11 protein-coding genes are annotated in these 11,885 nt (G+C 64.9%); 4 read left to right on the top strand and 7 right to left on the bottom strand.

All coding sequences use genetic code 11. The features are described 5' to 3' along the window. Positions 1-70: 70 nt before the first annotated feature. On the bottom strand, positions 71-619 hold the full coding sequence (locus ACSKB9_RS08270; protein ID WP_438072474.1) for a hypothetical protein: 549 nt from the start codon (positions 617-619) through the stop codon (positions 71-73). Positions 620-695: 76 nt separating this feature from the next. Here ACSKB9_RS08270 and ACSKB9_RS08265 point away from each other — a divergent pair, with 76 nt between their 5' ends. The 4 genes from ACSKB9_RS08265 to ACSKB9_RS08250 all read left to right on the top strand — a co-directional run bounded on the left by ACSKB9_RS08265 (position 696) and on the right by ACSKB9_RS08250 (position 4,187). Continuing rightward, entirely contained in the window at positions 696-1,400 is a 705-nt protein-coding gene (locus ACSKB9_RS08265) for a glutathione binding-like protein (protein ID WP_438072472.1), read from the top strand. 98 nt (positions 1,401-1,498) lie between these two features. Then, complete coding sequence (locus tag ACSKB9_RS08260; RefSeq protein ID WP_438072471.1) at positions 1,499-2,110, top strand: 2-hydroxychromene-2-carboxylate isomerase; 612 nt, start codon at positions 1,499-1,501, stop codon at positions 2,108-2,110. Continuing rightward, a complete protein-coding gene (locus tag ACSKB9_RS08255) occupies positions 2,110-3,087 on the top strand; it encodes an NADPH:quinone oxidoreductase family protein (RefSeq protein ID WP_438072469.1) in 978 nt (325 codons plus the stop codon). Before ACSKB9_RS08260 ends, ACSKB9_RS08255 begins: the two co-directional genes overlap by 1 nt. Before the next feature lie 173 nt (positions 3,088-3,260). Continuing rightward, positions 3,261-4,187, top strand: a complete 927-nt coding sequence (locus ACSKB9_RS08250; RefSeq protein ID WP_438072468.1) for a ketopantoate reductase family protein — start codon at positions 3,261-3,263, stop codon at positions 4,185-4,187. Here ACSKB9_RS08250 and ACSKB9_RS08245 read toward each other — a convergent pair. From ACSKB9_RS08245 to ACSKB9_RS08220, 6 genes are all read right to left on the bottom strand, one after another. Beyond that, a complete protein-coding gene (locus ACSKB9_RS08245; RefSeq protein WP_438072466.1) occupies positions 4,184-4,870 on the bottom strand; it encodes an esterase/lipase family protein in 687 nt (228 codons plus the stop codon). The genes ACSKB9_RS08250 and ACSKB9_RS08245 overlap by 4 nt on opposite strands. Further along, the gene (locus ACSKB9_RS08240) at positions 4,867-5,757 is read right to left on the bottom strand and encodes a crotonase/enoyl-CoA hydratase family protein (protein ID WP_018272348.1); all 891 of its coding nucleotides are present in this window, start codon (positions 5,755-5,757) and stop codon (positions 4,867-4,869) included. Before ACSKB9_RS08240 ends, ACSKB9_RS08245 begins: the two co-directional genes overlap by 4 nt. Positions 5,758-5,898: 141 nt before the next feature. Continuing rightward, the gene (locus ACSKB9_RS08235; RefSeq protein ID WP_438072464.1) at positions 5,899-7,317 is read right to left on the bottom strand and encodes an amidase; all 1,419 of its coding nucleotides are present in this window, start codon (positions 7,315-7,317) and stop codon (positions 5,899-5,901) included. Next, positions 7,310-8,482 (bottom strand): M20 aminoacylase family protein, encoded by a 1,173-nt coding sequence (locus tag ACSKB9_RS08230; protein WP_028336101.1) that lies wholly within the window; start codon positions 8,480-8,482, stop codon positions 7,310-7,312. Before ACSKB9_RS08230 ends, ACSKB9_RS08235 begins: the two co-directional genes overlap by 8 nt. Before the next feature lie 6 nt (positions 8,483-8,488). Next, positions 8,489-10,009 carry a M81 family metallopeptidase gene (locus ACSKB9_RS08225; RefSeq protein ID WP_438072463.1) on the bottom strand — a complete coding sequence of 507 codons (1,521 nt, stop codon included), beginning with the start codon at positions 10,007-10,009 and terminating at the stop codon, positions 8,489-8,491. A 222-nt stretch (positions 10,010-10,231) separates the two neighbouring features. After that, positions 10,232-11,881 carry an ABC transporter ATP-binding protein gene (locus tag ACSKB9_RS08220; RefSeq protein WP_253608010.1) on the bottom strand — a complete coding sequence of 550 codons (1,650 nt, stop codon included), beginning with the start codon at positions 11,879-11,881 and terminating at the stop codon, positions 10,232-10,234. Between the last annotated feature and the right edge of the window lie 4 nt (positions 11,882-11,885).

The raw sequence follows: 11,885 nt of genomic DNA, 5'->3' as shown, positions 1-11,885 counted from the left end.
TGGGTTCTGATTGAGGGCCTGTGTGCCATGTCTTAAGGTCGGCGTACAGAACAACGAAACGCAGCAGCTTTCATATCGAAAGCCAGTGGCCGGTCCCGGATATCATCAGCGCCTCTGGTCCGCGGTAGTCGCACGGATCGAGGGAGATCCGGATCGCCGACTGATCTTCGAACGCAATGATGCAGGCCGCTGACGGCGTGAGGTCAAATTTCTCGACGGCTTTGCCGATCTGCTCGCAAAGGCGATTTCGGAATTGGTCGTCTCCATTACAGCTCGTCATCCCATCCACCCGTACTTCAACCCTTGTCAGGGGTGAAATCGTGGTGCGGCCGAAGTGAAGTTGCCAGTAGTCAGCGACGAACGTGACGCTATCGAGAGTTTCGCCGTCCAGCCAGTAATCGTGGATTTGGTCGCGCATCTGATGAAATGCCGCATGATATACCGTTCGTGCATCGCGGGCCGCGATTGGCCTGAGTACACGCGGTCCGCCGTCCGGAGGATACACAAGCTCCCAGAATTTTCGTGTCTTTGGGTCACGAAACAGTGTGTCCCAACCATGTTGATGATCGCCGACGGATTCGAGCCCCGAAATTACCTTGTCGATTTCGATGTCGGTCATAATATGCGGCTCGGTCTGATCACACGATCAGCCCGCAAGATATCAGAACTTAACCAAGCTGACAGCCGAGTTGTTCATGATCGATCTGCACTACGCGCCGACGCCGAACGGCTGGAAGATCTCGATCATGCTGGAGGAACTGGGGTTGCCTTACAAGGTGATCCCGGTAAACATCCGCGCCGGCGAGCAGTTTCGGCCCGAATTCCTGGCGATCAGCCCGAACAACCGGATCCCCGCCATCGTCGACCATCAACCGGACGACGGCGGCGGGCCGTTCTCGGTGTTCGAGACCGGCGCGATCCTGATCTATCTCGCCGACAAGACCGGCCGTTTCCTGTCGCGGGAGTTGCGTGCGCGGTCGAACGTCATCCAGTGGGTGATGTGGCAGATGAGCGGCCTTGGACCGATGCTCGGCCAGCACGGCCATTTCGCGCTCTATGCGGCCGAGAAGATTCCGTACGCGATCGAGCGCTACCGCGACGAGACCGCGCGGCTCTACGGCGTGCTCGACCGCCAGCTCGGCAGGACCTGCGCCTACATCGCCGGCGACGACTATTCGATCGCCGACATCGCCTGCTTCCCCTGGACCATGACCCACAAGGCGCAGGGCTTCACCCTCGACGATTTCCCGAACATGAAGCGCTGGTACGCCACCGTGCGCGCCCGCCCGCAGGTTCAGGCGGGGCTTGTGATCGGAAAATTCGTCAAGGAGCCGTTTGACGAGGAATCGCGCAAGAACATGTTCGGCCAGCGTGCGAAGGAATTGGTCGAGAAGAAATGATGCCCGTTATTCCGCGGCGCGACACAGTCGCGAGCTCTGCGCCTTGCGGTGCATCCCGGAATGACGAGAATGAACGTGGAAGAGACAAAGGAAACGCCATGATCGAATTCTTCTTCGACTGCTCCAGCCCGTGGACCTATCTCGCCTGGCACAACATCCAGCCGATCGCGAAGGAGTTCGACGCTCAGATCACCTGGCGGCCGATCCTGGTCGGCGGCATCTTCAACACCGTCAACCCGTCGGTCTACGCGCAGCGCGAGAAGCCGGTGCCGCTGAAGGCGCGCTACATGAAGAAGGATCTCGCCGACTGGGCGCGCTCGGCCGGCCTTGCGATCAAGATGCCGCCGACCGTATTCCCGGTGAACAGCGTCAAGGCGATGCGCGGCTGCATCCTTCTCGGCAACGAGAAGATGGTGCCGTTCGCACGCGCGGTGTTCGAGGCCTATTGGGGTGACGACAAGGACATCTCGCAGGATGCGGTGCTGACCGAGATCTGCACCAAGCTCGGGATCGATCCCGCGCAATTCCTTGCCGGCATCGGCGACCAGGCGATCAAGGATCAGCTCAAGGCCAACACCGAGGAGGTGATGGTGCGCGGCGGCTTCGGCTCGCCGACGATCTATCTCGACAAGACCGACATGTATTTCGGCAACGATCGCCTGCCGTTGATCCGCGAGGCGCTGGCACGCCTCAAGGCGCGGGCCGCCTGATGCCGAAAGCCGTCGTTTGCCGCGAGCTCGGGCCGCCCGAGCGCCTGCAGCTCGAGAACTTTGCCTCGGTGCCGTTGCAGCCGGGCCAGGTGCGGGTTGCGATCCGCGCCGCCGGGATCAACTTTCCCGACATCCTGATGGCTGCCGGCGAGTACCAGCTCAAGCCGCCGCTGCCGTTCACGCCGGGCTCGGAAGCCGCCGGCGACGTCGTCGAGGTCAATGACGCTACCGGTGTCGCGGTCGGCGACAAGGTGATCGTCAAGATGCGCTTCGGCGCCTATTGCGACGAGACGGTTGCAACGCCGTCGCAGCTCGTGCCGGTGCCGTCGACCTTCGACTACGCGGAAGGCGCGACCTTCCTGGCCGCGCACGGCACCGCCTATCATGCGCTGATCGACCGCGGGCAGATCAAGCCGGGCGAGGTGCTGCTGGTGCATGGCGCCGGCGGCGGCGTCGGGCTTGCCGCGGTCGAGATCGGCAAGCTGCTCGGCGCCACCGTGATCGCCGCGGCTTCGAGCGAGGAGAAGCTTGCGATCGCCAAGGCGCGCGGCGCGGACCATCTCGTGCTGTATGCGCGCGAGCCGTTCCGCGATGCGGTCAAGCGCCTCACCGACGGTCGCGGCGCGGATGTCGTGTTCGATCCTGTCGGCGGCGAGGTGTTCGAGAATTCGATGCGCTGCATCAACTGGGGCGCGCGGATTCTCGTCGTCGGCTTTACCGGCGGCATCGGTCTTGCCCGCACCAATCTGTTGATGATCAAGGGTGCGAGCGTGCTCGGCGTTCGCGCCGGCGAGGCAGTGCGCAAGGATCCCGCACTCGGCGAGGTCAGGTTCAAGGCGCTGAGCGAATGGGCCGAGGCCGGCCGGGTGCGGCCGAGTATCTCGCACCGGCTGCCGCTGGAAGACTATGCGAAGGCGATGCGGCTGTTGATCGAGCGCAAGGCGATCGGGCGTGTGGCGCTGCTGACGAGGCCGTGAACCACAGATCCGTCGGGCGGACGGCATGCCAGAGTCCGCCACACACCGATAGCGACCAAATTCTGCAGTGCAGCCAAATGACGCGATGGGCCCGGCGTTCAAGGAATCGAACCCGGGTCCGTCGCGTGATATCCTCTGCCGGCTGAGTGTCGTTGCAGGGGGGAGGATATGACATGCGTATCGCTGTGATGGCGGCCGGTGCCCTCGGCGGTTATTTCGGAGCACGTATGGCCGCGGCAGGGCACGACGTGTTCTTTATCGCACGCGGCTCCAACCTCGAGGCGATCAGAAAAAACGGTCTCAGGGTCGAGAGTGTGCTCGGCAATCTTCATTTGCCTGAACCCAACGTGACCGATGATCCAGCCACGGTCGGCCCGGTCGATATCGTGCTGTTCGCGGTCAAGCTTTGGGACAGCGAGACGGCAGCCAGGTTGTCTCTCCCGCTGGTCGGACCGCGCACCCGGGTGATCCCGCTGCAAAACGGGGTCGATAGCGCGGAGAGGATCGCCCCGCTTCTCGGCGCCGACAACGTGGTCGCCGGAAGTGCCTATATTGCTACGGTGCTGTCCGCGCCTGGTATCGTCACCCACACGAGCCAGTTCGCGCGCATGGTCTGCGGCAGAACCGACGGTAAGCCCGATGAGGGCCTCAAGGCCTTTGCCGACGCCGCTCATGCGGCGGGCATCGACATCTCGGTGTCCGACGGGATTGACCGCGAGCGGTGGCAGAAATTTGTATTCCTCGTCGGACTATCAGGCGCGACCGCAACGACTCGCCAGCCGCTGGGGCCGATCCTGGCCGACCCGGATACGCGAGCGTTCTTTTACAGCCTGATGAGCGAGGTGGTGGCGGTCGGCCGTGCCAGGGGCGTTCCTATTCCGGAGAATTTTGCCGAGGACAGGATGAAATTCGCGGAAGCCTCGCCGCCCACCTTCAAGGCTTCCATGCTGCACGATCTCGAACGCGGCAACCGGCTCGAACTCGACTGGCTCGCCGGAAAGGTGGTGGAGTTCGCCCGCCCGCTTGGCGTTCCCACGCCGGCCAACAATGCGGTCTATGCCATGCTGAAGCTGCACAGGATGGGTAACGCCCACGCCTAGTCCACCTGACGATCTGTGCTGAATCTGCCTTCTTGCAGGAACGCGATGGTCTGCGCGATCGCTTCCTTGTTGCGCACCAGCCAGGGATGCGAGGTGCGGATCACGATGTGATCGGCCATGCCCTCGAGCCTGGTGTTGGCGACCGACACCCGGCCGTCATGCGGCCGCGGCAGGGCCATGGAGGTGATCGGATAGACCGAACGGTTGCCGGCGATGATGCCGGCGGAATAGTCGATCGGCGGCAGCAGCGCGCTGGTCGCGGCATCGCGGCGGGTGACGAGCTGCTGGCCGGCCGGACCGAAATAGGCGCGATAAGCCGCGAGGTTCTTCAGGCGGTCGGCGATCTCGCTGCCGCCGTTCGGCGTGCCCAGCATCACGACGCGGCCGAGCCGCGCCGGGCGATGCCTTGCCAGATAGACGCGCGCCAGAAGCCCGCCCATGGAATGGCAGACGAAGTTCACGGAGCCGTCGAGGCTCTCTGCGAACCGATCGAGCGAGGGGCGGATGTCCTCGGCCAGCGCGTCGAGTGGCTTGCGCCGGCTATCATAGTCGAGATTGAGGGTGGCAAAGCCGGCAGCCTTCAGTGCCAGCTCCATCCTGCGAAACGAGCGCGCCGTCCTGCTGATGCCGTGCAGCAGGACGACGCCATCAAGTGTGGACGCCGCTTGACGCCGTTCGTTCACTTATAGTCGCGCTCTTGCCACCACGGGAAATAGTCGGGCATGTCCGACGACACCTTGTTCTTGAACTGCGCGGGGCGCTTTTCCAGGAACGACACCACGCCTTCCTTGACGTCATCGGAGCGGCCGCGGGCATAGATGCCGCGGCTGTCGACCTTGTGCGCCTCCATCGGATCGTCGGCGCCCATCATGCGCCACATCATCTGGCGGATCAGCGCCACCGACACCGGCGCGGTCTTGGCCGCGAACTCCTTGGCGAGCGCACGCGCGGTCGGCAGCAGATCGTCCGGCGGCACCACCTTGCTGACGAGCCGGCCGGCGAGCGCTTCCTGTGCCGGGAAGACGCGGCCGGAATAGCACCATTCCAGCGCCTGCGAGATGCCGACGATGCGCGGCAGGAACCAGCTCGATGCGGCCTCCGGCACGATGCCGCGCTGGGAGAACACGAAGCCGAAGCGCGCGGCGTCGGAGGCGATGCGGATATCCATCGCAAGCTGCATGGTGACGCCGATGCCGACCGCCGGGCCGTTCACCGCGGCGATGACAGGCTTCAGGCACTTGAAGATGCGCAGCGTCACTTGCCCGCCGCCGTCGCGCACCTGCGGATCGCTGTAGTCGACGCTGCCGTCGGCATTGCGCTTGACCGGGCCACGCCGCGCATCGCGGTCGAAGGTGTTGGCGCCGGAGGAGAGATCGGCGCCGGCGCAGAAGCCGCGGCCCGCACCGGTCACGATGATGGCCCTGACGTCGTCGTCCTTGTCGGCTTTGTCGAACGCGTCGATCAACTCCTGCTGCATCGTGGCGTTGAAGGCGTTGAGCTTGTCGGGACGGTTCAGCGTGATGGTCAGGATCTGCTCGGCGACCTCGTACTTGATCGTCTCATACGCCATGGGGATGATTTCCTCTCGGTTTTCTTGAATGAACGGCGCAGGCGCGCGTCTCCATCCAGTTAACCCGGCAATCATCCCTTGTGAAGAAGAGGGATGCGCGGGCTTGGCTCCGCGCATCCCGACTTGCGTTGAGGCGCTGCTTTACTTCTTCGGCGGCGCGGGCCACGGCTTCTGCGGGCCGCGCAGGCTTTCGAACGCCTTGCCCATGCCGAGCACGCCGATGTCGTCGAAGCGGCGGCCGATGATCTGGACACCGATCGGAAAACCCTTCTTGTCGTAGCCGCCGTTGATCGACAGCGCCGGGTTCTCCGACATATTCCACGGCACGGTAAAGCAGATGTGCTCGAACGGCTTTGCGGGGTCGTTGAGCGGCGCTGCGAACTCCGCCGGGAAGTTCACCACCGGCGATACCGGCGAGATCACGTAGTCGACCTCGCAGAACAATTTCGCGGCGGCCGCGCGGATCGCCATCGTCATGTTGAAGCCGCGCACCACATCGACGCCGGAGAGCTTTGCGCCGGCTTCTGCCCAGTTGAGGATGTAGGGCAGGGTCTTGCCGCGGTCGGCCTGCGACAGTTTCGACAGCTCGTCCCAGGTCCTAGCGCGCCAGAAATTGTCGAGCCCTTCGAGCATCTCGGGCGTCAGGATGCCGTCGATCTCGGTGATGACGGCGCCGGCGGATTCGAACGCCTTCGCAGCCTTCACGACGACCTCGCGAACCTCCTTCTCGACCTTCTGGCCGGAGCCGGCGTCGAGCATCAGCCCGATGCGCAGCTTGCGCGGCGACTTCTCCAGCGCCTTCCAGTTCACCTCGAGCGCCGGCAGGCTCATGCCGTCGCGGCGATCGGGACGCGACAGCACGCTCATCATCAGCGCGGCGTCGTCGACGGTGCGGGTCATCGGACCGGCGACGCGGCCGACATAGGGCGGGTCGATCGGCACGCGGCCGAGGCTCGGCTTCAATGCGACAAGGCCGCACCAGTTGGCCGGCAGCCGCACCGAGCCGCCGATATCGGTGCCGAGATGCAAGGGACCGTAGCCGGCAGCGCCTGCCGCGCCCGCGCCGGCGCTCGAGCCGCCGGGGTTCTTGCTGACATCCCAGGGATTGCGGGTCAGCGGATGGAACGACGACAGGCCCGACGACAGCATGCCGTAGTCCGGCATCGTGGTCTTGGAGAAGATCACGCAGCCGGCCTCGCGCAGCCGCGCCGCGGGCGGCGCATCCTTCTCCGCGGGCGCCAGCTTAACGCTCGCCGCGCCCAGCGGCACCGGCTGCCCCTTGGTCGCGACATTGTCCTTGATGGTGGCGGGAACGCCATCGAGCGTGCCGGCCGGCTCGGCCTGCTGCCAGCGCTCGGTCGAGGTCCTGGCGACCTTCCGCGCCCCTTCGGGGTCGTACAAATACAGCGCCTTGATGTGCGGCTCCCAGGTCGCGACCTGGGAGATGATTTCCTCCAGCACCTCGGACGGCGAGAACTGCTTGGCACGATAGCCGGCGAGCAGGTCGACGGCGGAGAGATCGTGCAGCGACGTGATGGCGTCCCCTTTGGGCTTATGCATGCGCACCTGCCGGCATGCGTTTCTCGATGATGCGGGCGAACATGCTGGCGCCGATCGGCAGGATCTTGTCGTCGAGAACGTAACCGGGATTGTGAACGGGCACGGAGCCGTCATGGCCGACCCAGAAATACGCGCCGGGAATGGCCTGCATCATGTCGGCGAAATCCTCGCTGCCCATCTTGGGTGTCGAGCGGGTGATGACCTTGGCCGGATCGACCACGGTGCGCGCGACTTCCTCGACCACGCGGGACTGCTCTTCCTGGTTCACCAGTACGCTGAAGCCGTCGCGGATCTCGACCGAGATTTCGGCGTCATATGCCGCCGCAAAGCCGGCGGAGATTTCGCGCATGCGCTTGCGGATCAGCTCACGGATCTCGTCGGAGAAGCAGCGCACCGTGCCGCACATCCAGGCTTCGCCGGGAATGACGTTGTACGCCGACCCGGAATGGATCTGCGTGATCGACAGCACCGCAGCCTGCAGCGGATCGACGTTGCGGCTGACGATCGACTGCAACGCCTGTCCGAGCGTCATTGCGATCACGACCGCGTCCTTGGAACGCTCCGGCATCGCGCCATGCGCACCGTAGCCCTGGATCCTGATGTCGAAGAAGTCGGCTGCGGCCATTGCCGGGCCCGGCAGGATCGCGATCTCGCCATGGTTGAGGTCGGGCGCGTTGTGCAGGCCATAGACCTCGTCGCAGGGGAACTGCTTGAACAGGCCGTCCTTGATCATAGCGCGCGCGCCGCCGAGGCCTTCCTCGGCCGGCTGGAAGATGAAATGCACGGTGCCGTCGAAATTGCGGGTCTCGGCGAGATAGCGTGCCGAGCCGAGCAGCATCGTGGTGTGGCCGTCATGGCCGCAGCCGTGGAAGCGGCCCGGGATGGTCGAACGCCACTTCAGATTGGTGTTCTCCTCCATCGGCAGCGCGTCCATGTCGGCGCGCAGGCCGATCTTCTTGGTGCCGTTGCCCTTGCCCTTGAGCACGCCGACCACGCCGGTGCCGCCGAGGCCGCGATGCACCTCGATGCCCCAGCTCGTCAGCTTGTCGGCGACGATGCCCGAGGTGCGGACCTCCTCGAAGCCGATCTCGGGATGCGCATGCAGATCCCGTCTGATGGCGGTGAGTTCGTCGGCAAAACTGTCGATGCGCTCAATGGTCGGCATGGCTCTCTATCCGTTTGTGCGTGATGGGGAGGTGGGTGTGAAAGTAGGGCCGTTCGGCTTGATACGAATGCCGGGACGCAAATGTCTCCACGGCAGCGTGGCGGTATCGGCGGGCATCGCGCCGGGAGCGGCGCAAATCAAGAGCTTCTCGGCGATCGGCTCGAAATCGGCGCGGAAGTGCACCGAGCTCTTGTTGACCAAAATCTTCTGTGCCGTCGGCTCGATGCCGACATAGCGGTACATCGCCTGGTCGGCAAGCTGGGCCTTGTAGGAGCCGACCACGACGCGGACGTCGCCGACCCGCAGGCAGGCCGAGGGGCCCATGTCCATGTCGCGGCCGCCGAAATAGGGACCGGGAGCCACGAATTTTCCATCCGAGAGCTGTTCGACGACAAAAGTCTCCCGGTATGGCGCGTCGCCGGGAATGCCGGACTTGCCGCCGAGCTCGAGCGTGACTGATGCCCCGACACCGGCGCTGTGCGCGGCCTTCGCGGATTGCGGGTCGTAGATCACGCCGGTTGCGGCACTCGCCTTGTTGCGCACCAGCGCGCGCAGCATGCCGGTGGTGTCGGAATCGCCGCCGGCGCCGGGATTGTCCTGGGTGTCGGCGATGATGATCGGCTTGCTGGCCGATTTCGCCAGTTCCATCGCCAGCCGCACGCCTTCGTCGGGCGAATAGATCCGGCCGTCGAAATCGTCCTCATGGCTCTCGATCAGGGCGACGACCTTGTCGGCGGCGGCATCCGCATCGGCCTCGGTGCGGCCGTAGGCGAATACGCTCGGCCCGCAATCCCTGAAATCAGCGGCCGGGAAACCCGGCGCAAACGACAGCGTCGGCACCGCATCGCTCTCGAGGGCGGCGAGCTTTTGATAGATGCTCTTGGTCGGCTGGTCGTTGGTGCATTGCCAGCTGATCGGGATCAGGAACGGCAATTGCCGGAATGCCTTTGCGAAGCGCTGCCTGGACTTCAGCATCAGCGCCAGATGCCGGGCGCAGGCGCGGCCGGTTTCGGCCATGTCGACATGCGGATAGGTGCGGTAGGCAATCAACGCATCGGCATGTTCGATCATCTTTGGCGAGACGTTCGCATGCAGATCGAGGCTCGCCACCAGCGGCAGGTCGTTGCCGATCGCCTTGCGTACGCGGGCCAGGGTTTCGCCTTCGCCGTCGTCATGATGCTCGGTGACCATGGCGCCGTGCAGGTCGAGATAGACGGCATCGATCGGTCCGGCCGCGGCGATGCCGTCGACCATCTCCGTCACGATCCGCTCATACGCATCCTTGCTGACATGCGCCGACGGGCTCGCCGCGGCGAAGATCGTCGGCACCAGCTCCCAGCCATTGGCTTCCGCCGCCTCGACAAAGCCGGCGAGGCCGACATTGATCTTGCGCATGACCTTGAGCACGTCGGCGCCATGCGTCATCGACGGCCAGCCGCCGCCATGCACGAAATCGTCATAGGTTGCCTTCGTCGGTGCGAAGGTATTGGTCTCGTGCAGGAAGCCGCCAACGGCAATGCGGGTCATCAAGTCGGTCTCGGTACGTTTCTTCGATCATGATGCGATCAGGACGACGCGCGTCATGATCTCATCTCGTTGGTTGGAGCGTGATCTCCGGGGAAGACCGGTGTCCGCCTTCAGAGCCACGCTCTAGCGCGCGACGTTAAGCGTGTCGTCGCGCCAAGCGCAAGCCGGGGAGCACCAGCGGATTTGCATGCCCTGTGGGCGGAAAGGCTTGAGGCTAAAGACCTAGGCCGTCGCCACAATGCCTTCCGAAACGGGGCGGAAGTTGGCGAAGTCCCAGCCGCGTCCAGGCGCCGCATCGAGCAGCGCGCGGGTATAGGCCTGCTGCGGATTGGTCAGCACCTCGGCGGCCGGTCCCTGTTCCACGACGCGGCCATGTTGCATCACGGCGACGTCGTCGCAGATTTGTGCGGCGACGCGCAAATCATGCGTGATGAAGAGCAGCGCGATGCCCAGCCGGCGCTGGATTTCGTCAAGCAGATCCAGAACCTGCGCCTGCACCGAGACGTCGAGCGCGGACACCGCCTCATCCGCGACGAGCACGTCGGGATCGAGCGCCAGCGCGCGCGCGATCGCGATGCGCTGGCGCTGGCCGCCGGAGAACTGGTGCGGATAGCGCGAGATCGCGTCGGGCGGCAGGTGTACGAGCTCGAGCAGCTCGCGCGCGCGCGCCAGTGCATCCTTGCGCGGCATGCCGTAATTGACCGGGCCTTCCGCGATGCTCTCGCCGACGGTGACGCGCGGATTGAGCGAGCGGTAGGGATCCTGGAAGATGATCTGGATCTTCTGGCGATGCGGCTGCAACAGCCGGCGCGACAGGTCGGAGATTTCGCGGCCGGCGAGGCGTACCCCGCCCGAGGTCGGATCGATCAGGCGCACGATGCAGCGCGCGACCGTCGACTTGCCGGAACCGCTTTCGCCGACGATGCCGAGGGTGCGGCCCTTGCGCAGAGTGAGCGTGACGTTGCTGGCGGCGGCGACCTCGCGGGCTTTGCCGTACAGCGACCGCTCCCGGTAGACCTTGCTGAGCTCGTTGGCTTCCAGCACCACGGGCTCGGTGGTCTCCGGGCGCGGCGCGCGCGGCACCAGGCTCGGCACCGAGGACAAGAGGTTGCGGGTGTACTCCATCTTCGGATTGCGCAGCACGTCCTGCAGCGGGCCAGTTTCGACCAGGCGGCCGTGTCGCATCACCGCGACGCGGTCGGCGATCTCGGCCACCACGCCCATGTCGTGGGTGATGAACAGAACAGCGGTGCCGTGATCGCGTTGCAGGTCGCGGATCAAGGTGAGGATCTGCTTCTGGGTGGTGACGTCGAGCGCGGTGGTCGGCTCGTCCGCGATCAGGAGCTTCGGCTCCAGAACCAATGCCATCGCGATCATGATGCGCTGGCGCTGGCCGCCCGACAGGCGGTGAGGGTAGGAGGAGAAGATGCGCTCCACGTCCGGCAGCCGCACATGCTCCATCATCGCCAAAATCTTCTGGCGCCGCGCGCGGGCATCGAGATCAGTGTGGGCGCGCAGCACCTCGTCGATCTGGCGGCCGACCGGCACCACGGGATTGAGCGCGGTCATCGGCTCCTGGAAGATCATCGCCATCCGCGTGGCGCGGAGTTGCCGCAGCCGCCGGTCGCTGGCGGTGAGCAGTTCCTCGCCGACCAGCTTGACGCTGCCGCCAGACGGCACCAGCGTGCCCTTCTGCTGCAGGCCCATCACTGTGAGCGATGTCACCGACTTGCCCGAGCCGCTTTCGCCGACCAGGCACAGCGTCTCGCTTTCACGTACCTGCAGCGAGAGGTCGTCGATGATGCGATGCGCATCCGCCTTGCGGCCGAGGCCGACGACGAGATTGCTGATGTCGAGGACGACGTTGGTCATGTCA

Source organism: Bradyrhizobium sp. BR 1433 (assembly GCF_051547665.1).
GTDB classification, from domain to species: Bacteria; Pseudomonadota; Alphaproteobacteria; order Rhizobiales; family Xanthobacteraceae; genus Bradyrhizobium; species Bradyrhizobium australafricanum.
The sequence above is the reverse complement of the archived record's forward strand: the minus strand, read 5'-3'. Positions and strand labels throughout refer to the sequence as shown.